The sequence below is a fragment of the Paenibacillus lycopersici genome, from assembly GCF_010119935.1.
Lineage (GTDB): Bacteria > Bacillota > Bacilli > Paenibacillales > Paenibacillaceae > Paenibacillus_Z > Paenibacillus_Z lycopersici.
This window is the reverse complement of the sequence record NZ_CP048209.1, coordinates 3,557,917-3,579,408: the sequence shown is the minus strand read 5'-3', so window position 1 is coordinate 3,579,408 and position 21,492 is coordinate 3,557,917. Positions and strand designations below refer to the sequence as shown.

Annotated in this window: 17 protein-coding genes, 1 pseudogene and 1 other annotated feature; all 18 genes and pseudogenes read right to left on the bottom strand. The window is 58.5% G+C overall.

Features of this window, described 5'->3' with window-relative positions; all coding sequences use genetic code 11:
• Nucleotides 1-7: 7 nt before the first annotated feature.
• Nucleotides 8-1,027: a LacI family DNA-binding transcriptional regulator gene (locus GXP70_RS15890; protein ID WP_162357723.1), complete on the bottom strand. Its 1,020-nt coding sequence runs from the start codon at nt 1,025-1,027 to the stop codon at nt 8-10.
• 75 nt (nt 1,028-1,102) lie between these two features.
• The gene (locus GXP70_RS15885) at nt 1,103-1,642 is read right to left on the bottom strand and encodes a D-lyxose/D-mannose family sugar isomerase (RefSeq protein ID WP_162360508.1); all 540 of its coding nucleotides are present in this window, start codon (nt 1,640-1,642) and stop codon (nt 1,103-1,105) included.
• Between the two features lie 46 nt (nt 1,643-1,688).
• Nucleotides 1,689-3,842 carry an alpha-amylase family protein gene (locus GXP70_RS15880; protein WP_162357722.1) on the bottom strand — a complete coding sequence of 718 codons (2,154 nt, stop codon included), beginning with the start codon at nt 3,840-3,842 and terminating at the stop codon, nt 1,689-1,691.
• 6 nt (nt 3,843-3,848) lie between these two features.
• Nucleotides 3,849-5,009: an N-methyl-L-tryptophan oxidase gene (gene solA, locus GXP70_RS15875; protein ID WP_162357721.1), complete on the bottom strand. Its 1,161-nt coding sequence runs from the start codon at nt 5,007-5,009 to the stop codon at nt 3,849-3,851.
• 34 nt (nt 5,010-5,043) lie between these two features.
• Complete coding sequence (locus tag GXP70_RS15870; RefSeq protein ID WP_162357720.1) at nt 5,044-7,140, bottom strand: alpha-amylase family protein; 2,097 nt, start codon at nt 7,138-7,140, stop codon at nt 5,044-5,046.
• Nucleotides 7,141-7,173: 33 nt separating this feature from the next.
• Nucleotides 7,174-8,253, bottom strand: coding sequence for a Gfo/Idh/MocA family oxidoreductase (locus tag GXP70_RS15865; protein WP_162357719.1), 1,080 nt, complete (start codon nt 8,251-8,253; stop codon nt 7,174-7,176).
• A gap of 19 nt (nt 8,254-8,272) precedes the next feature.
• The gene (locus GXP70_RS15860; protein WP_162357718.1) at nt 8,273-9,226 is read right to left on the bottom strand and encodes a zinc-binding dehydrogenase; all 954 of its coding nucleotides are present in this window, start codon (nt 9,224-9,226) and stop codon (nt 8,273-8,275) included.
• A gap of 24 nt (nt 9,227-9,250) precedes the next feature.
• Complete coding sequence (rbsD, locus tag GXP70_RS15855) at nt 9,251-9,655, bottom strand: D-ribose pyranase (protein WP_162357717.1); 405 nt, start codon at nt 9,653-9,655, stop codon at nt 9,251-9,253.
• A gap of 16 nt (nt 9,656-9,671) precedes the next feature.
• On the bottom strand, nt 9,672-10,508 hold the full coding sequence (locus GXP70_RS15850) for a carbohydrate ABC transporter permease (protein ID WP_162357716.1): 837 nt from the start codon (nt 10,506-10,508) through the stop codon (nt 9,672-9,674).
• The gene (locus tag GXP70_RS15845) at nt 10,505-11,449 is read right to left on the bottom strand and encodes a carbohydrate ABC transporter permease (RefSeq protein WP_225442437.1); all 945 of its coding nucleotides are present in this window, start codon (nt 11,447-11,449) and stop codon (nt 10,505-10,507) included. Before GXP70_RS15845 ends, GXP70_RS15850 begins: the two co-directional genes overlap by 4 nt.
• Before the next feature lie 124 nt (nt 11,450-11,573).
• Nucleotides 11,574-12,308, bottom strand: coding sequence for a phytanoyl-CoA dioxygenase family protein (locus tag GXP70_RS15840; protein ID WP_162357715.1), 735 nt, complete (start codon nt 12,306-12,308; stop codon nt 11,574-11,576).
• Between the two features lie 93 nt (nt 12,309-12,401).
• On the bottom strand, nt 12,402-13,328 hold the full coding sequence (locus GXP70_RS15835) for an AraC family transcriptional regulator (protein ID WP_162357714.1): 927 nt from the start codon (nt 13,326-13,328) through the stop codon (nt 12,402-12,404).
• Between the two features lie 91 nt (nt 13,329-13,419).
• On the bottom strand, nt 13,420-14,787 hold the full coding sequence (locus GXP70_RS15830) for an ABC transporter substrate-binding protein (protein WP_162357713.1): 1,368 nt from the start codon (nt 14,785-14,787) through the stop codon (nt 13,420-13,422).
• A gap of 274 nt (nt 14,788-15,061) precedes the next feature.
• Nucleotides 15,062-15,961 (bottom strand): GNAT family N-acetyltransferase, encoded by a 900-nt coding sequence (locus GXP70_RS15825; protein WP_162360506.1) that lies wholly within the window; start codon nt 15,959-15,961, stop codon nt 15,062-15,064.
• A gap of 62 nt (nt 15,962-16,023) precedes the next feature.
• Nucleotides 16,024-16,257 (bottom strand) — a binding site (T-box leader).
• 969 nt (nt 16,258-17,226) lie between these two features.
• Nucleotides 17,227-17,708 (bottom strand): annotated as a pseudogene (locus GXP70_RS29865) (ABC transporter ATP-binding protein); the annotation flags it as partial.
• 92 nt (nt 17,709-17,800) lie between these two features.
• Nucleotides 17,801-18,652, bottom strand: coding sequence for an AraC family transcriptional regulator (locus tag GXP70_RS15815; protein WP_162357712.1), 852 nt, complete (start codon nt 18,650-18,652; stop codon nt 17,801-17,803).
• Between the two features lie 618 nt (nt 18,653-19,270).
• A complete protein-coding gene (locus GXP70_RS15810) occupies nt 19,271-20,329 on the bottom strand; it encodes an aromatic ring-hydroxylating dioxygenase subunit alpha (RefSeq protein WP_162357711.1) in 1,059 nt (352 codons plus the stop codon).
• Between the two features lie 98 nt (nt 20,330-20,427).
• Nucleotides 20,428-21,441: an ABC transporter substrate-binding protein gene (locus GXP70_RS15805; RefSeq protein ID WP_192043361.1), complete on the bottom strand. Its 1,014-nt coding sequence runs from the start codon at nt 21,439-21,441 to the stop codon at nt 20,428-20,430.
• Nucleotides 21,442-21,492: the final 51 nt, after the last annotated feature.

Below are 21,492 nucleotides of genomic sequence, written 5' to 3'. Positions count from 1 at the left end.
CAGTCGTTTATGCTTTCATTTGGCCGCTGCCCGAGCTCTCCCGGACGATTAATTCCGTCGGGATGACGATCTTGCGCACCGTACGGCGCTCCGGCTCCGTCTCGAGCGAAGCGAGCAGCAGCTGTACGAGTTCCTGGCCGATATCCTGAATCGGCTGCCTCACCGTCGTGAGCGACGGCTTGAACAGGCGTGCGGAGAAGATATCGTCGTACCCGACGACCGCGACGTCTTCCGGCACGCGGATGCCCGCCTCCTCCATCGCCTTGATCGCCCCGAACGCGAGAAGATCGTTCCCGCAGAACAACGCATCGAAGGCGATCCCGCTCGCGCGGAGCGACTGCAAGCCTTCGTAGCCGTCCGCGAACGATTGGCCCTGCACCACGCGGATCAAGCTTTCGTCGACCGTATAGCCGTGCATCATCAGCGCCTTGCGGTAACCGAATTCCCGCTCGATCGAGACGGCGGGTCCCCCGATATACGCGATTCGTCCGTAGCCGAGCCGGATGAGATGCTCCACCGCGATGTACGTCCCTTGCAGATGATCGCCGATGACGCAGCTCACGCCCGCGATATTCGGGTCAAGGGAGACGAGCGGGATGCCGGCCGTTTTGAGCGCCTCGATCTGCTCGCCGGCCGCCAGTCCGTAATGAGGGGAGGAGCAATAGATAACGCCATCCATCCGGCGCTCGGAACACATTCTCAAGTAAGCGTTTTCTTTATCCGGTTCGTTGTCCGTCGAACAGATGAGCGTCGTGTATCCGCGCGCCCACAGCTCGTCCTGGATGACTTCCGACATCAACGCCCAATATTCGTTCGATAGCTGAGGAACGATGAGTCCGATCGTGCTCGTGCGTTTCATGATCATCGTGCGCGCGACGAAATCCGGCTGAAACTGCAGCTTCTCGATCACCTCCCGCACGCGGTTGATCGTATGGCGGCTCACCCTGTCCCTCCCGTTCAGCACGCGCGAGACGGTGGATATCGACACGCCGGCTTCCTTGGCCACTTCCTTGATGGTCGTCTTCATCTTATCCCGCCCTTTTCGCAGCCTCTCCGGCCGCATCTCTCGAACAATGCAGCAATGCCAGGCGAATCTCCAAGCCTACCCGCGGTCCGGCAAGCGGCGAATGCGCGGATCGGTGAACACGTCCGACTCGTCATGGCTTGCGCTCGAGAACTCCGAGACGACCGCCCCCTCCGCGCCGGCCTGGAACCAGTGAAGCGTATTCGGCGCTATCGTATACTGCTGTCCCGGGCGGAGCTCGACCTCATGAAACGCCGTGTAATACGGCTCGCTTCCGGCCGGAGGCCGGGCTTGGCGGCGTAACGTCTCCTCGCCCTCCACGTACAAATACACGACGCCCGAGCGGCAGCGGAATGTCTCCATCTTGCCGGGATTGGCCGCGGACAGCGGCGGATGCCGATGCTCCGGACAGGTCTGGCCCGGGAGGAGCACCAGATCCTTGGCGCAGTACCGTTCGTTATTGACATACGTGATCAGCTGCAGCCCGCTACGGGCAAGCTCGCCAAGCCCCATATCGGCCACTTCGACGGCCGCTTGCTCCTCTTCGGTCAGCACGGTGCCGGCTTGTGCCAGCATGCGGATCGTAAAGGCCCGCGCTTCTTCCCTGGTTATGGTCATGCTCATTTCCCGCAACTCCTTCTTCCGCGATTTCACCTTCGGCGGCTTACTCTACCGAGCACGCGACGAGCGCGTACAACGGCAAGGCCGGAAGATGGACGGTCAAATAGCCATCCTGGCAGTTCCATTCCGCTTGCACGGATTCGGCGTTCAGCGTGTGAACCGCCAGGCCCTTCACGCGGCGCGGCATGCGCATCCGAAACGCGGCCGGCGCCGGAACGACCCGGTCCTGTTCTTGATCGAACCGATAGTTCACGAGATGAACGGCAACGTCGCCGTTTGGCAGCGCGTGCGGGTGAAGCCCGATATCCGCCGCTCCCTCCACCTCGATCTGGAACCTGGCATCCGGCAAGGCGTCCTTGATCGCGGATACGAAGCCGTACAGCTTGTCCGCTTCCTCGCTGCGTGCGGTACCCGGATGCGCCAGCACCTTGGCTGCCAGCTCGCGCGCTTCCTCGTCCGCGGCGTCCGCCAAACGGCCATACACGACGACGCTGCCGCCAGCGTCCAAGTAAGCCAGCACCGTCGTCAGCTGCCTTGCCGTCATGATGTCGTTATCGGGCAGGACGAGCACTTTGTACGCGGAGAGGCGCTCCGGCGTGAATTCGTCCCGGAACAGCTCGCCGTCGTCGGAGATGACCACGTCGAACGGAATATGCTGCTTGCTCATCTGCCGGATAATGTCCCAGAACGGCATGACGACGTCCTTGTTGACCGTCGACGAGAGCATCGTCGCCTGGTCGCCGTCGTCGCCGACCGCGTCGTTCTCGCGGTGCCAGTAACTCGGGTAGCTGTAGTTGACGGCGATCTCCGCGCCGGACACGTTCGAGATGAGATGGTCGTAGTTCTTCAGGAACCGTTGGACGGCCATCGTCGGCTCTTTCGGCGCGTAGAACGCGTCGCGGATCGTGTTGCCCATCCATCCGCCGTACGGAATCGACAGGTTGCAGCCGAACGTCGTCGCCTCCAGCAGCATGAGCTGGAATTGCTCCGCCATGCGGCCGGCCTTCAGGTTCTCGAGCAACTCGGGAACGATGCCGCCGTACGGGTTCTCGACGACCGTCATCGGCTTGCCCCCGGCGAAGCCGTTCGCATACCGGTACCAGTATGCTTGACGATAGAGCGTATTGCGCATCTCGGTCGCGATCATGTCGACTTCCGGCTGCAGCGGCATGTATTGGTGCATGACGTGGAAGAAGTTGCCCGACACGAGCACGTCCCGGCCTTTCGATCGGCCGTAGGCGCGAATGTGATCGGTAAGCTCTTTGAAATAGCCCGTCATGATTTTCATCTGGAAGCGGAAATACTCGTTGAACAGCGGAACCGTTCCCCGGTTGGGACCCGGAAAATCGATGCCGTTCGCCTGCAAGTACTCCCCGTAATGGAACGCGTCGAAGTCGGTGTCCGCGAATTGGGCGGGCAGCAGACCCAGCTGCCGGCGTTCTTTCAAATAAGCGCTGAACGGCTTCATGCAATCCTTGCAGAAGCAGCCGCCGTAATTAATCGCCGTGATCGGCAGCTCGCACTCGTCGAGATGAACGCCGTGAACGCCGGCGTCGATCTGGATTTCGATGATTTTCTTGAGGTACGCGCGCCACACCGGATTGTTGCGGCACATTTGATAGCAGATTTGCTCGTTCCCCATGACCTCGACCCATGAAGCGTGAACGGCCGTGCCGTCCCACTTGCGCGCGGCGCATTCCTCCCACAGATCGGTCACCGGCTCGCCTTCGCTGTTGTAGAGACCGTCCGGGAAATAATCGCGGAACGTCTTCTTGAACAGCTTCGGATACTTGTCCTGACTGAACTCGCGTAAGCCGTACCATGTCTTCTTGCCCTCGCCGCGCAGAATATTCAAACCGAGCAGCTTCGTCTCGTCCTCGCTGATCTCGGCGGGAAACTCCCAGCCCTGCACCTCGAATACGACGCCGAATACCTTGATGCCGTGCTTGTCGCATTCGCGGATGAATTCCCGGTCGTTCATATACCCGTATACGCGCAGCCGCTGCGGCACTTCGCCGTACGCCTCCTCTTCCAAATAGGAGAGGGAGAGGCTGCCGCCGCCGAGCGCGGACCAGACGAGCATCGTCGCCTCGTAATCCTTGAGATCTTCGACCATTTGCGTCCTGCGCATCGGCAAGCTCGGGTGGAAGCAATGCTCGTCCCGATACCAGGCGTCGAAATAAATGCCGCGTTCCATAGTGGTTCATCCTTCCCGCGTAGTAAGCTGGTTGAAGCGCCGAAGCGCAAACAACGATAGATCGAAGCCCGGCTCTTCGCCCGCGGCCAAAGCAGCCAGGATTTCGCCGATGGCGCTGGCGAACTTGAACCCGTGTCCGGAAAACCCGGCGCCGATGGCGACATGGGGATAGTCCGGATGGCGGTCGAGAATGAAGTGCTCGTCCGGCGTCATCGTATACGTGCAGGCGCTGCCTCTAATGATATCGGGTACGACGCCCGGCATATAACGCCGCACGTACGCGGCGCAATCCGCGCCGTCGTCCGCGAACGCGCCGTGCGCAGGCAGAACGCCGTCCTCCGGCATCGGACGGAAGCCTCCGTCATGCCGTCCCGCCTTCACGCCTTCGCCGCCGATGTCCGGGAAGCCGAAGTAGATGCCTTCGGGCAGATCGAACAAGAACGCGGGAAAGCGGTCCGGCGCATAGTCGGCCGTCGCCGGCCGGAACCATTCCACCGTCTTGCGAATCGGCGCGAGCGGCATCCGCTTCAAGCCGAGCTTCGCCAGCATCGGTCCGGCGAATTTGCCCGCCGTCACGACGAGCGACTTCGCGCGGAACGTGCCTTGCGCCGTGACGACGTCCGCGCCGCCCGCGTCCGGACGGACGGCAACGACCGGCGTATCGGCCAGCATCGCTGCCCCGCGCGCGACCGCCGCGTCCCGGTAAGCTTGCACGCAGGCTTCGCTGAGCAGGACGCCGCTGTCCGCTTCGTAGCAGCCGGCGAACGATTCGGGCAGCGTCAGCCCCGGCCAGCGCTTGCGCATTTGGGCGCCGTCCAGCAACTCTGCGGGCAGCCCGTTCTCCCTCGCGCTGACGATCATCTCGCCGAGCATCCTGGAGTTCGGCTCGCCGGCTTGCAGGAAGCCGGTCTTAAGAAACAGCTCGCGCCCGGTCTCCCGCTCCAGCTCGGCCCACAGCGCCTGCGCGCGCAGCGCCATCGGCGTGTATTCGCGTCCTTCCCCGTACGCATGGCGGATAATCCGGGTTTCGCCGTGATGGGTGCCTTGCGCGTGAGGCGGATCGAACGCGTCGATCATAAGCGCGCTGCGTCCCGATGCGGCCGCGTGATAGCCGGCGGACATGCCCATCGCGCCCGCGCCGATGACGATGACATCGTAGTGCTCCACCTTCAGCCCCTCCTTCCGTTACTCGGCTTCTTGCTTAGCCTGCCGTCCATACGGCGCTTCCGTATGCGCCAAGCGTCACCTGGTAGCCGTTCGTCTGATTATCGTTCGCCTGATCGCCGTTCGTCTGATTGTCGTGAGTATCGGCGGCTCCGTATGCGAGCGAGGCGCCGTTCATGGATTTCGGCAGCGCGAACGTTGCCGGTTCACTAGACAAATTCACCGCGACGAAACGATTTTCCTTTTCCTTCCTTCTCCAGAACGCGATAACCGGCGTACCGGTGTACACGTATTCCGTCTGGAAGTCGGCATCGAAGCACTGGCGCCGCATCGCGAACAACTCCTTGAAGAACGCCCGCAGATCTGGGCCATCTTGAAGATAGATGGACGCGTCCTCGTCGCCTTGGTACAGCATCGGCATGCCGTCGATGCAGCTGAGCAGCACCCAGAGCGCCTTCGCTCGGGCTTCGCCGTACCATGCCGTCGCGCGCGACTTGTTCCATACCCACGTAACGGTATCGTGATTGCCGAGAAACCGGAGCTTGACGTAGCCGGGAACGGTGCTGAGCAGCTCCGCCTCCAGCCAGCGCGTGAGCTCGCGGGCAAAGTCCGCCGGGGCGAGCCGTTCCTCTTCCATTTCATAGAGCGCCCGGAACAGCGCCATGTCATAGAAGACGTCGGTGTACGGCGCGTAGGCCGGAACCGGATTAAAGTTCTCCGGCGTCGACAGCGGCTTCTTGCCGGCCTCGACGAAGCCGTCGCGGATCGCCTTGCTGATCAGGATGCCGCCCTTCAGATTCGAGCTGCTCGGGCGGTTGCCGCCGTAAGGCCGCCAATTCGTCAGCCCGCCCATCGCGCAGTCGATGCGCGCGCCGTCGACGCCGAAGCGCGCGACATGTTCTTTGACGAGCTCTCTCGTGTAGGTCAAATATTCCGGATTCGTCATGTCGAAGCTCAAGCAGTTCCATTCGATCTGAGGTTCGCCGTCCCTGCCGACGGAAGCCCATCGGCGATATTCGCGGCCGAGCGGATCCTCGAGCTCGGGACCGTGCGGCACATAATCGAACAGCAGCGTCATGCCGAGGTCATGCAGCCTGCGGCTGAACAGGGCGACGTCCTCGTCGCTGCCGTAACGCGGATCCACGATGCGCTGATCGGTCGGATGATAGACGCCGCGATCCAGATGCTCGAAGATCGGCAGCACCCAGACATGGTCGATGCCCATGTCGCGCAGCGCCGGCAGCTCCCCGGCGAATGCCGCCATGTCGCGGCGGATCGGGAAATCCGCGTCCATCGTGCCGTGCGGGTGGCACGAGTAGAGCACGCCGTCCCGATGGCCGTCCGCCGGCGGCGTCCAGCCTCGGCCGGCATAGAGCTCGCGGATCGGCGCGAACGGATCTCCGTCTCCGATCGCCTGCACGTACAGCATGCCGCATGTCAGCTTCCCGCCCGGCAACAGATTCGCTTCGACGGCCGCGAGATTGACGAGCCGCAGCCGTTCGCCGTCCCGGTAGACGCCGGTTCCCCACTTCTCTTCTTCGTCCACGAATATGAGGTTGGTCCGCTCGCCGCCGCTGTTCAAGCGGATGACGGGATTGACGAGCCCGGTCTCGACCGGCGCCCGGTCGGCCAGGCTTGCGGCTTCGAACATCCGGTAAGGCACGTTGCCCGGAAAATCGAATGCCGTCCCTTCCGGTCCGATCGGCTGGCTTGCCATGAAAGCGACGCCGTTCACGTGCAAGGAAGCCGTGCCCGCGTTCTCGAACTCCGCTTCGATGACCGCGTTCGCGCCGATCGCGCCGTACCGGACGGCCAGCGCCAGTCCGCCGCGGCGGAACCTGGCGGTCAGCAGCTCCTCCGTCTCTTCCCAGCCGGCGAACGTCCACGGCGCTTCCGGGCCTTCGCCCGGAATGACGCGCGGAAGCTCCCACGTGTTGGCGCCTTCGAAGCTGCGCCAGGCAAGGCGTCCCGTCCCGTATCGGCCGTCGCAGCCGATATCGAGGGTCAAGTCCCCCCGCCATACGCCCCTGCCCGAGGCTTGGACGGACCGGAGCCGGCCGTCGTTCTCGTCGAACGTCAGCGTAACGTCGCCCCGCGTCCATTGCCGGACGGGAGCCGGATTCGAATGAGCCATGCGGCACTCTCCTTTCCTGCGCGTACGGCCTGGTTATTGCTCGTTGGCCAGCAGCGCGTCCGCGATCATTTTGAACAATTCGAGATCCTGCTTGTAGTCTTCCGGCGTCGTCTTCGGCGCGATCCCCTTCGTTACGACGTCATAGAACGTCTCGAGCTCGACCGTATACGGATCCTTCAGCGTCGGGCGCTTGACGTACTCATGATACGCTTCGCCGACCGTTTCCTTCACTTCCAGCGTCGTCGGCAGATGACGGATGTATGGCGTGTCGTACTTCACGTTCAGCTGCTTGTATTTGCCGAACACTTCGATCGAGGCGTCGAAACGGCACTGCTCGTCCACGCCCGTCTCGAAGGTGGCGAAATAGCCGTCGAATTCGAGGGTGGCCGTAATGTAGCCGCCGCCGTTCCACTGCGTCGCCGAGACGACGCGTTTCGGCATGCCGAGCAGCTCGCGCATCGCGGACAGGTCATGGCTGTTCAAGCCGGCCAGCAGCCCGTACGCGTTATAGATATCCTGCGGCACGTCGCCGATTGCCTCCTTGATCATCGCCGAACGGCGCGTCCAGCGCTCATCCATCTTGTCGCCGGGGATATCGCCGAAGCGGTACACCGTGCTCGATTGGTCGATGATTTTGCGGTTCGGGCCGATGATGTCGCGGATCTTCGCGTATTGGATCGGGCCGAGCGTCTTGATTTCCTCCAGCGCTTCCGTGAATGCAGGCGCATAGCGGCGCATGTAGCCGACCATCACTTGCACGCCCGCCTCGTCGCGCGCCCGGATCATTGCGTCGGCGTCGGCGCGATTGAGCGTCATCGGCTTCTCGATCAGGACATGCTTCCCGTTCTTGAGCGCCTGAATCGCGGAATCGGCGTGGTATTCGTCGCTGTTCAGCACGAACACGGCATCGAGATCCGCCTGCGCCGCAAGCTCCTTATAATCCGTGTACAAATTCGTCACCCGGTACTTCTCGCCCAGCACCTGCAGCAGTGTCGGCGAAATATCGCAAAGCGCCGCGATTTCATAGCGGTCCGCCAAATTTTCCAAAATCGGCAAATGCGTGATTTGGGCCACTTCTCCGAGTCCAACCAGTCCAACCTTCAATTTTCTCATCGTGTACGTTCCCCTTCGTCTATTCGAATGTAATGACTGCTTTCAGAAACCCTTCCGTCTTGCCCTTTGCCGCTTCGAAAGCGGCGTTAATGTCTTGCAGCCCGTAGTAATGGGAGAGCAGCGGCGCGATGGCCAATTGGCCGGATTCGAGCAGCTTCATTCCCGTGCGAATGCCTTTCAAATACGCTTGCGGGTCGCGCTCGTGCGCGTTGATCACGTCGAGTCCTTTCCAGTTCCAGGCCTGCACGTCGATCATGCGCTTGCCTCCTTGATGGTAGCCGAAGATGACGAGCCGGCCGCGGATGCGCACCGCTTCGGTCGCGGTATCGAGCGCTCCCTGCTTGCCGGTCGCTTCGATGACGACGTCCGCGCCTTCGCCGTCCGTCAACTCGAGAATGCGCGCGACCGCGTCTTCCTTCGTCGCGTCGATGACCGCGTCCGCGCCGAGCTTGCCTGCCAGCTCGATCGATTCCGGCCGGGTGTCGACCGCGATAATGCGGGTGGCTCCCTTAAGGCGCGCGCCTTGCAGGATCAGCCCGCCCATGAAACCGACGCCGATCAGCACGACCGTGTCGCCGACTTCTATCCCGGAGCGTGCCGTGCCGTTCATCGCGCAGCCGATCGGCTCGCCGAGCGCCCAATCGAACGGCACGTGGTCGGCCAGCTTGATGGCCCATTCCTCCGGCACGGACACGAATTCGGCGTATCCGCCCCGGTCGGTGAAGATCGTCACCCGGTCGCCGACCGCGAAGCGCCCGGCTCCTTCGCCCAAGGCGACGACGATGCCGCTCACTTCATGCCCGAAGAAGATCGGCTCCGCCGTCTTGAAATTCGGATCGTTCCACATGCCGAGCTCCGACGAGCAGAGCCCGCACGCTTTCACCTCGATCAGCAGTTCGCCGGGACCCGGCGACGGCTTGGCGATGTCCATGACCCGGACGTCGCCGGGTCCAAATATAGCAGCAGCTTTCATGTCTTCTCTCTCCTCTTCGCGCAATCAGATGTCGAACGCGACGCCGGCCTGCAGGATCACGTTCGCGTATGGCGTGTTCTCGCCCGTCCGAACGACCGCGACGGCTTCTTCCGCGATCAGCCGCTTCAAGTCCGCATGCGGGATAGCCGTTATCGGAACGTCGCCCAACAGCTCGAGCGCCTCCGATCGCACCGCGCCCTTGACGGCCGTCCATTCTTCGGCGACGATGGCGCTCTCGACGGCGAGCTCGCTTAGGATCGCGCGCAGCGTGTCGACGAAGCCGGGTATGCCTTGCACGAGCGCAAGATCGATCCGCTTCACGTGCCGCGGGATCGGCAGCCCGCAGTCCGCGACGACGATCCGGTCGGTATGGCCGAGCGATGCGATCAGCTGCGAAAGCCCGGAATGGAGCAAGGCGGTCTTTTTCAACGTCTTCCCTCCTTCCTTAACCCTTGATGCCCAAGCTGGCGATGCCGCCGATCAGGTTCTTCTGCGCGACGTAATAGATGATGAGCAGCGGCAGGAGAATGACCGTGGAGGCAGCCATGAGCAGATTCCATTCCGTCGACCGGGAAGAGACGAAGTTCGCAAGACCGATGGCGAGCGTGAACTTCTCCGGCGAATTCAGGTAGATGAGCGGCGACAGAAAATCGTTATAGACGCCGGTGAACGTATAGACGACGATAATCGTGAGCGACGGGCGCAGTATCGGCACGAGCACCTTCCACAGGATTTGAAACTCGTTCGCGCCGTCGATCTTGGCCGCCTCGTCCAGATCCTTCGGGATGGTCAGCAGGAACTGCCGCATCAGGAACACGTAGAACGCGTTGCCGAAGAAGGACGGGACGACGAGCGGCAAGTACGTATCGATCCAGTCCAGCTTGCTATAGAACAGGAACGTCGGAATCATCAAGACCTGCTCGGGAATGAGCATCGTCGCCAGCATCAGGAAGAACAGCGCGTCGCGGCCGCGGAAGCGAAACCGGGAAAAGCCGTACGCGATGAGCGTGCACGAGATGACTTGTCCGGCGATCGTCAGAATTTCAAGCGTGAGCGTGTTCGTAATGTAGGTGCCGAAAGGAGCGAGCGTGAACGCGTCGTGATAGTTGTGCCAGAGCGGATGGGAGGGAATCCACTTGGGCGGAAATTCCCACATGCCCGCTTTCGTCTTCAGCGAAGTGGAGATCATCCACAGGAACGGAATGAGGCACACGATCGACAAGGCTGCCAGCACCAGATGCGCCAGGGTCGAACCGCCGAGTTTGCGAATGCGGTAGGTCATGCCGTTTTCCCCTTTCCGTTATTGTCTTCGGCGTCGTAGAACACCCATTTGCCTTGCGACTTATAGACGACGATCGCCAGAATGAACGAAATGATCCCGCCGACCCAAGCCATTGCGGACGCGTAGCCCATGTCGAAGGTTTTGAACGCCTTCTGGTACAGGTACAGCATGTAGAAGAGCCCTTCGTTATTCGGTCCGCCGCCGCTCGAGCTGCCGCCTCGTCCGTTCATGATGAACGCGGACGTGAACACCTGGAACGAACCGATGATGCCCATGAGAAGCTGGAAGAACAGCGTTGGCGTCAGCAAGGGGAGCGTAATCCGGGAGAACCGCTGCAAGAGCCGGGCGCCGTCGATTTTGGCCGCCTCGTAGAGATGGCCCGGAATGTTCTGCAAGCCGCCCAGGAAGATGATGGCGCTCCCTCCGATGCTCCACAGACTCATGATGATGTAAGTCGTTAGAATCCAGTTCGGATCCTCTAGCCATTTCGGGCCGTGGATGCCGATGAGCGAGAGCAGGTAATTGAGCAGGCCGTAATCGCTATTGAAGATCCATTTCCAAACCATGGCGATGGCCACGCCCGAGATGACCGACGGCAGGTAAAACAGCGTCCGGTACGTATTGATGCCGCGAATATTCAGATTGAGCATCAGCGACAGGGCCAGACCGAATATCAAGCCGAGCGGAATCGCGAAGGCGCTGTAGACAAGCGTGACGCGCAGCGATTTGTAGAACAGCTTGTCGTGAAACAGATGCTTGAAGTTATCCAAACCTACCCAGGACGGCGACTGGTAAATATCCCACTTCATGAAGCTGATGATCAGCGACGCGGCGATTGGGAATACCGCGAAGATGACTAATCCGATCAGCCAAGGGGAGATGAACAGAAAACCGAGTCTTTCCTCCCTGCGTTCGGCCTTGCTCATAATCGATTTGGCCATGACGGGCCCCCGTTCCTTGAATGAATTGTGATCAGAATTGTCAAAACGTTTACGCAAACGGACATGCGAAACCGCAAAGGGAAGGACGTGGCGCCCTTCCGGTAAAGCGTTGTCAACGAAGGCTTTACTCGACGTTCACGTATTGATTGCCGGCGCGGTCTTGTCCGCGCGCCAGGAAGATCTGCCAGTTCTCGTTCTTCTCCGGCACGACCTTCGTATCGGCCGACAAGAATCTCATCGTGTAGCCGCACCGGCGGTGCGGGCTCGTATTCGCCGTCGCGCCGTGGATGATGCGGGAATCGTGCAGCGAGCATTCGCCGGGCTCGAGCTCGAAGTAGACCGCCGCCGATTCGTCGAGGTTCTTGATCGTCGCGTGGAACGTGTTGATCGCCATGTCGACCGATTCGTATTCGGAGAAGCCGTTATGATGCGTGCCCGGAATGACTCGCATGCAGCCGTTCTCCTTGTTGCTGCGATCGATCGCAAGCCAGACGGTGACGATGTTGTCGTACTTGTCGAAGCGTCCGTTCCAATACGCGGAATCCTCGTGCCAAGGCGTCTGGCGCCCCGTGAACGGATCCTTGCAGATGAAGTGGCTGGACCAGAGAATGATGTCGGGACCGATCAGCGGCTCGACCAGGTCAAGCACTTCGTCGGCCAGCAGAAACTCCAGCAGGCGCGGATCGCGGAAATGCGGCGTGTCGAGCTCGTCGGACAGCTTGGCGCCCTTCTCGGCCAGCTGCTCTTCGAAGATTGCCGTCAGCCTCGCCATTTTCTCGGCCGAGAATACCGGCTTCTTGTATAAGTGATAACCTTGCTCGCGATAAAACGTTACTTCTTCTGCAGTCAATTTGGACATCGCGGACCGTCTCCCTTCGTGCGTGAACGTGTGTAAAATCGTTTTGACTCCTGCTATCTTCATTATAGGGAACGATTCGCCGCCGTTCTTGTTTCAGACGGTACGCGCCTTTGTTCTATTTTGATATTCCATCAGCTCGTACACGGACGGCCCCGCTTGTTTCGATGCGGGTATCGCCACTTTGCGGTTGCCCTTCCTGAATTTGGCCGGCGTGCTGTCGAATCGTTCTTTGAACAAGTGATAGAAGTGACTCAAATTCTCGTAGCCGGCTTCCATGCAAATCGAGACGATGGCGTCGTCGGTCTGCACGAGCAGGTTGGCCGCGTACTGCAGCCGAATTTCGTTGATCCATTCCGTCGGCGTTTTGCCGAAGCACTTCTTGACGACCCGGGTCAGATGCTCCGGGCTTTTCCCGGACAGCTCGTACAGCCGCGGCAGGCCTTCCGCGAAGTTTTCCTTGATGCGCATTTCGTTCGCCAGGTCGACCAGCCAATCGGGTACGGTAAGCGTTGCGGCGGCCTCCGGACGATCGGAGAAGCAGCTCATGAAGATATCTGCCGTAAACACCCGGATCTCCGAGCGGATCTGCTTCTTCTGCATGCCCGGAAGCACCGTGATTTCATGCAGCTTATCCCGGATGATGTCCGTCTGATAGGTTCCGATCTGCTTGACGGGCGGCATCGGGCTGCTCAGCAGCCCTTCCGCGTCCAAGCCGTCGCCCAGGTAGCCGAACATGGCTTCTGCCATTCGGGGCGAGAACGCGAGGTTCAACAGCTCGACCGGACGGTTGCCGTCCCCGGCGTAGCAATGCACGTCGGAAGGCCTGACGAAGCACAATGTACCCGCTTCGAGCAGCTCTTTCTTGCCGTTGATCAGATGCAAGACGGAGCCTTTGGTCACCAGGAAGAGCTCGTAGAAGTCATGGTCGTGCATGTCGGTAATATTCGAGATCGATTTGTGATAGGCGTAATGAATGTCCGTCTCCGGGTCCAGCAGGTTTTTCTCAAGCAGTTTTACCATGCGATCACATCCCTGTTCAGTTAGGAAAACAAACCCCGTGCGCCGGATTTAGGCGCACAGGGCGGAAACGTTATGACTACGCGCGGCAAGCTTATTGCTGCGAGAGCAGCTCGTCGATCTTGGCCTGCATCTCGTCCGCCACCTTAGGCAGCACTTCGGCGGGATCCTTGTAGGTTTTGCCGTCTACCGGATTTACGACGTCGGTGTAGGCCTGCGTGAACATCGAGCCGACCTCGTTCCATGTCCGGTTGCGGTCGTAAGAAGGCGCCTTCGTCGTCAGCTTCGCCTGCTCGAGGAATACCTTGAGCAGCTCGTCCTGCTCCAGCCCCTTCTCCTCCCATACGCTCGGCATCGGCGGTCCCCACATGAAATTCGTATCGATCGCCTGCTTGCCGACTTCCGGACTGGACAAATACTTCATGAACGCCCATGCCGCGTCCTTCTTCTCGCTCTTGTTGTTCATGTACCAGCTGACTTCTTCGGTCCAGGCGAAATTATTAGCGCTGCCGGCGTCTTTCGGGAACCCGACGGCACCTGCCTTGAAGCCTGCTTTCTTAATATCGTTATAGCCCCACAGGAAGCCGAGGGACATGCCGATTTTGCCGCCGGAGAACGGACCTTGGTCGCCCGCGGTCTGCATGACCGAGGACGGCGCGTTGACGCCTTCTTTGGACAGCGTTTGCGCGTATTGGAACAGCTTGATCATCTCGGGAGAATCGACGTAGCCTTTGACCTTCTTGCCGTCGTCGCTTGCCACGTCCCCGCCCATGTTCCAGATGATCGGGTTGCCCGTAATCGCGTTGAAGTCGCTCGCGAACAGGTCCGTGCCGTAAATGCCGTCGTCCGGATGCGTCAGTTTCTTGGCGGCTTCATGGAAATCGTCGAGCGTCCAATCCGACGTCGGGTACGGCACGCCGTATTTATCGAACAGATCCTTGTTGTAGTAGATGACCGCGTTCGACATATCCCGCGGAAGACCGTAATAATGGCCGTCCGCGCCTTTCAGGCGAAGCGCCGTGGCCGGCTGGAAATACTTGTCCATATCGTATTGGTCGCGAGCGATGAATTCGTCGAGCGGCGCGATATAGCCGCGCTCGAACTCATCCGGGGAATACCAGCCGCCCCACAAGTCCGGCCCTTTGCCTGCCGCGAAGGCCGCGTTCAGCTTTTCGAAGAAGCCGTCTTCCGGAATATTCGCCATTTTGACTTTAATATCCGGATGGTCCTTCTCGAATTGTTTGATCAGCGTCACGTAGAAGTCCTGCGTTCCCGTGCCGTCCAGCTGCCAGAAGTCGATCGTGGTCGTTTTGCCCGGCGTTGATTTGCCGGACGAATTGTTTCCGGAAGCGCCGTTTCCGGAGGTATCCTTGCTCCCTCCGCTGTCCGAACCGTTGGAACAACCGGCAAGAACGCCGACCGTCAGCGCGGCCGTCAAGGTAATGCCTGCCCACTTTTTCATGTGAATCCTCCCTTTTCTCTTACAAGGTGTTTCGATTCGTAAAAAAGATGTATGTGCGAAAACGTTTCGACACCGAACGATCGTCCGCCATAAAAGCGTTTTCATGAATCTTATTATATCGGATCGTTTAGCGAAATCTTGTATTATTTTGATCTTCGTATTTAAAATAGAAAAATAATGCCTGCGGACTCCGCAATGTATCGGTTCACGAAAAAACGGCGGCGCTTTACCCTAACGCGCCGCCGTATCTTTATTGCATTATGTTCTTGTTTTCTCAAGTAACAGAAGTTCTGTCCGCATCATGCTGCCGGTCGAATTTTAACTGGAGCGAATCGCAAATGGGAGTATAGCCGATCTTTTGATAGATGCTGTTCGATGTGGGATTTGCCAAGTCCGTATACAAGACGCACTTCGTAAATCCTTTATCCAATGCAAGTTGGCTGATTTGCGCCACAATGGATGTCGCGTAACCCTTTCCGCGCTCGTAAGGAGGGGTATATACGAACGCCACGCCAACAGCCGTCTGCATGACTCTCGTATATCCCGCCATAGAAACGGGTCTCCCGTCAACCTCTAAAATATACAGTTTTTTCGATGCGATCCGGTAGAGGTACGGCTCAGCATCTTGCGGGATGGCCATTTCCGTTCTGCCATAACTTGCCGCAGCATAGAATGCTTCGGCCCAGTACGGGAAAAAGTGAATATCCTTTTCATCCAGCAATCGAACGCTACCGGCCTGCTGAATGTCCGGGTTTACTGCCGTAAGCTCATATATACGTTGGTTCATGGTTGTTTTGAACGTTATTCCCTTGCGCAAGGCGTAGGCTTTGGCGAAATACTCCGCCAAGTTTTTTTCGCTTAGCACGCCTGGAATTTCACGGTCTAGCAGCTCCTCGATCAGACAGTTTACGGCTTCCGGGTTAATGCTATTATCCGTTGCATACAGCGTAATATTGTGCGGCGGTGTCATTATGGCGGTCAATCGTATGCCCTCGGCATCCGAAACCGTTGCCATAAGCCAATTGACAGGATCACGCCAGTCTGTTTTGTCTCTTCCTTCATGCCCGATGATAATATTGCCGAGAGGAATCAAATTTTGCGCTTCATGACGCATCAGCACATCATAGGTAGCGTCGTAAAACGCATGCACATCCGTATACAGCTTGAATTGCATGGACATATCACCCTTTCTCCAATTTAATCGTAGATGATGAAGACGCAAAAAAACTCCGTCCCGATAGGGACGGAGCTGCTCCGCGTTACCACCCTGATTGGCGTTTGCATCAAACGCCCTCTTAGCCATCGTCCAACAACGATGCTTCTGTGTAACGGTAGAATCCCGGGCCCGTCTACTCTGATTCGGGGGCCAGCTCCGAGGTGATTTTTGGATTCGGATATCCGCTGCCTCGCACCGACCGGCAGTTCTCTGAATGGCGTTTCCGACCTACTTGTCCTCTTCATCGCATTTGGTCATTGTTCATTACGTTCACTATAAAATAAGCGCAATATTCTGTCAATAACTCGAGCGCCCCAGCACGTCTTCGGGCCATTCCGGCATAGGCATGAACCGATCATTCAATACGTTCTGGATCGCGGCATAAGCCGCCCTCGCGAGTAGCTTCTTATGTAGTTTTCAAGGAGCCAATCATTCGTATAACGAAGCCGTCGAAGCCAGGTTCACCGCATCCGGTTCTGGCCGTGCAAGGATTTGCCCGGAGGGCCGGTGTTCTCGAACGAGAAAAGCCGCCATTGCACGACCAGGTTCGATGCGTTTGGCTGCGATGACGGCTTCGTTACAGCCCCGAATGAGCTTGAAAGGCGGCATATGCGGCCCGCCCGCGCCGGCATCTCTCGCGCGGCCACCGGCCGCATTTTCCTTTGCTTTTGTACTGTGCCTTAGGATTATCAGCAGGCTGCTGTGATCTGCCTGGCGTGGCAATGATCGAAACGCAGCGAAAGCGGAGTGAAATGATGGCCGCGTGCCTTCCATAATAAAAAGAGAGAGCTGGCTTACAGCTCTCCCATACGAGAATGACCGCCGGAGCGATAAGCACATACGGGTTGCGAAGGAGCTTGTTAACCATGCGCGCTGCCGGCCAATTGCTTGCGAGTCACAATGACGCCCTCCATCGCTGCGATCCGGTTCAAGGCGGATTCGATAAACGCCTCGTCTCTCGTTCGCTGCTCTTCGCTATCAAAATAGTACAGGTCGTGCCCGGATACATAGAGACGGGCGGACTCGCCGACGTTCAAATCATCTTCCGTCTTCATGATGATCGTGCTACAGCCCGCAGCCACGTGATACAAGTGATCCATCCCGAGCATTTCCTTGGTCACGATCATCCCGGCGGCCTGTATGCCTCGGAAACGGGCCGGCTTCGTCAGCCTCGCTTTCTGCGGGCGAAACCCGATCGCTCCCATGCCCGGAAGAGCAATCGTATTCATGCGGGGATCGCCGATGAAGGTAGCCACGAACAGGTTGGCCGGATTCTCGTATACTTCCTTGGGGGTACCTTGCTGCATGACGCGTCCATGATTGAAGATCACGATATCGGTTGCCATCGTCATTGCTTCGATTTGATCATGCGTAACGAATACGAACGTGGATTTCAAGTCCCGGTGCAGCTCGATCAGCTCGCCTCGCATCTGGTTGCGTAATTTGGCGTCTAAATTGGATACTTTTATGTTTTCAAGCCGAATTCTATATTGTTGCGCACCGTCATATGAGGATAGATGGCATAGTTTTGGAAGACCATGGCAATCCCTCGCTCTCCGGGCTCCGTTTTGGTGACATTTCGGTCGCCGATGTAAATCTGTCCGGCGCTAACCTCCTCCAGGCCGGCAATCATGCGCAAGGCAGTCGTCTTTCCGCAGCCCGACGGCCCTAACAGCACGGTAAACGAACGATCCTTCACTTCGATGATAGGCTTTAGCAATTAAGTTAAAAAAGCGTCTTCCGTGAAGGAAGAATTGTTCGACTCGCACAGAGCGAGACTTGCATCGATCTGCCCGATTACTTGTTCAGCACGGGCATCCACACCTCCCATTCATACGCGTCCGAATTAGCGTCGCCCGGGCCGTATACCTCCAGGGACGGCACCTGTTGATTTCGCTTGTATCCGCTCACCGGGAACCATTCCGTCATAATGCGGGCATACGCTTCCCCAGCCTCGGCGAAACCGGTTTTAGACGTAATCGTAAATACCGCCCACAGCGCCGCGGGAATCCCCTCCACATCCATGCCGTCAAGCGCAGGCTTATCTCCGAGTTCCGCTCCGATGATACAGGCCGGTTCATGCCCGGCTGCGCTGAATTTGTACGCCCCCACCTGCCAGTAAGGGGCCTGATAGTAGCTGGCGAGGCCTTCTCCGTTCAGCAGCCTCGCGTTATACCGTTTCATGAACGAACGCCAGTCCTCGCTGTCTCCGCCGCAGGCAAAACCGATGATTTGGAAAGCCGGCTTGGTTTCCATCCGAAATCTCATCTCATTCACTCCCCTGATGGTGAGTTTGAAGGCGATCTGGGGATAGGTCTTCAAGGAAACACCGCTTTTCCGCGCCGACAGCGGCGTTTGCCCATGCAGCTCCTTGAACGCACGGGAGAACGTCCCCGGCGATTCATAGCCGTATTTGAGCGCAACATCGATTATTCTCCCGTTTCCGTTCTGGATGTCGAAAACGGCCTGGGTCAGCCGTCTCCGCCTGATATAGTCCGAGACCGGCATGCCGGTCATGAACGAAAATATGCGGGAGAACTCGTATGTCGAGCAGCCGACGATCGACGCCATCGCCTCCATTCGTATGTCCTCGGTCAAATGATCTTCGATATATGCAATGACGCGGTTCATTCGATGAAGCCAATCCACATTATCCCTCCCCTCGTATGCTAGTATAGGCGAACAAAGCTTGCGATTCTTATCATCTGTTGGCAAATGCGGCTAAGCTTAAGCTTAGCGGCTCGAACCCGATTGTCGCACAGATCCGTTGAATCTCCTCTACGGGGAATGGCGCGGTCCTGCTAACCGAACCGAGCTGCGTTTCTAGTGGACATCACATTCATCGCGCGATCCTTCCGCTACAATGACTTATACCATCGAAAGCGTGACTGCGGCAGCCCAAGATTTCACTTATCCTCACGATCCCCTTTACTACTATAACGCTTGATCGGTTTTATTGCCGGTGACATATATGACCGGAATAACAACCAAAAGAAGCTTGATTTCTCAAGCTTCACTTTTCACGCTCCTGCTGTCGAGAAAGTACCCGGTTCTTCGATATTGCCCATGCCGGCCGGATCGTCTTCGTGGGCAACGGACTATGTCCGCGAGCATTAATAAAGCCATGAAAACAGGCGAATAGCGGATCTCCTGTCCGGATTCAATGCGATTCGCAGACAGTGCTGCTGCCTATCTCTCCTTATGCGATGTGAGTCAAACTGCTGGAGCTGTCTAAGCCGGGGAACGGGGATGCGGCTGGCCGCCAGATCATTGTTTCACTTCAATCTTGTATACCTGCGGCGTGCCGAACTGCGGAAGCACTTCCCGCTCGCCGAACCGTTCCAGCAAGTCCAGCAGCATTTCCCGCATGAGAAGGCCGGGCTTGTCGGAATGCATATGCGTCTCCAGGCGCAGCTTCAGGTCGAGCGGCACGTTCGCCTCGGTCGATTCGAGCACGGCCATGTCCTCGTCGACGACCGCCTTGTCGAAGGCGATCACTTTCTCCGCCGGCACGTCCGCCTCCGTATCGTTGCGGAAGACGAATTGCGTCAGCATGCAGCTTCCGTCGTCGATCGGCGTCGCGCAGGTCACGATCGAATGAATAAGCCCAGACGGGTACGTAATGTCGGTCTGGCGGATGAACGGCATGTACCAGCGGGAGTGCGTTCTGCGCGTCGTCTCCTTCTCTTCGGTGTCGATGACTTTCACGACGCTGTTCAGCTTGTTCGTGACTCGAATCTCGGCATGCATATCGAACCCGCCGTCGAACGGCGCGATATCCATCTCCGCCGGAACGGGGTCGGTGTTCTCGCCGAACGTATTGTGATGCACGAACGCGATATGCGCGTTGTCGAACGAGTTCTCCATCAGCCGCAGCGCCGAACAGCCGATCGGGTGATAGAATTCCTCGATTTGCCGGAAGCCGGGCTCGTCCGCGCGCTTGAAAGCCGGAACGTCCGCGATCGGATCGTCCAGCGCCACCCAGACGTGGCCATAACGCTCCTTGCAATGATACGCTTTGATTTTGTAAACCTTCGGCGGGTTCTCGAGCTCGGACTGGGGAAAATACGTGCATTTGCCGTTTCCGTCGAACTGCCAGCCGTGGTACGGGCAGACGATGCAGCCGCGGCTTACCGTCCCCTTCGACAGCTTGGCGGTACGGTGGCAGCAGCGGTCCACGGCGGCGGCCGGCTTGCCGGATTCATCCAGCCACAGCACGACCGGCTCGCCGAACATCGTCACGCTCCGCGGCCTTTCCTCCAGCATCGACGCCGGCATGACCGGATAATAAAATTTGCGCAGTACGGGCTGTTGCGTTTGCAGCATATCAACCGCTCCTCTCCAGTAGCCTTCGCGAGATCCTCATAGCGAACGTACGGCTGCCCGCGGGCGCTTCCGGCAGGCAGCCGTTTGATTGCATGCGTTTATTTGCTTGGCAGGAATTCCTTCGTAAAGACACTGCCGATATCTTCCTTCTTCTTCAGCACGCCCACGTCCAGCAGCTGCTGCTGCAGTTCCGTCCAGCGCGCTTCGCTCATCGTTCCCGTACCGTCCGTCGCGGCGTCGCCGCCGAACGCGAAGTCCATCTCCTTCTCCGCGCTGAATTTCATCATATCGAGGCTCATGTCCGGATTCTGCTTCTGAATGGCGGGATTGATCTCGTCGGCGTGGTCTTTGTAATAGTCCCAGCCCTTCACGGTCGCTGCCATAAATGCCTTCACTTCGTCCGGATGGTCCTTAATCATGTCTTCTGTCGTAAAGTAGACGCCGGCATAAACGTTGTAGCCGGAGTCGGCGTTCAACAGCATGTCGAACTCGACGCCTTGCTGCTGCAGCGTGTACGTCTCCGAAGTGACGTAGCCCTGCGTGACCGCTTGCTTATCGTTGACGAAATTGACGAGCGATCCGGTGTATTTCATTTCCTGCGCGTCGCCCAGTTTATATTTGTTTTTCATGAAGAGCCAGAAGCTTGCGGTCGAGGCGACATAGACCTTGTGCCCGTTCAGGTCGCCGAAGCCGTCGATGCCGGCATTTTTGTGGTAGAAGAGCGCCTGCGGGCTCTTCTGGAACGCCGTGCCGATCGCCACGACCGGAATGCCCTCCTGCCTCGCGACCAGGATGTCGTCGGCGTTCGCCATGCCGAACTCCGCTTTGCCGGAAGCGACGATTTGGGTGGCCGAAACCGAAGGACCGCCGGGCATGAGCGTCATGTCGAGACCGCCGTCCGCGTAGAAGCCTTTCTCCTGCGCGGCGAAATTCCCGCCGTGCTCCGGCTCCGCGAACCAGTTCAGGACGAGCGTCGCTTTGACCGGCTCCTTCGTTCCCGAGCCGTTAGAATCGCTTGCATTGCCGTTCGAGCCGCATGCAGACATCAGACCGGCGGATAAAGCCATAATCGCGGTTAAAGCGGCGCCTCTCTTCGCATTCACAGTTTTCATGGTCATGCTCCCCTCCATCAAGCTTCTTTTTTTATTTTGTGCTTCTAGGCT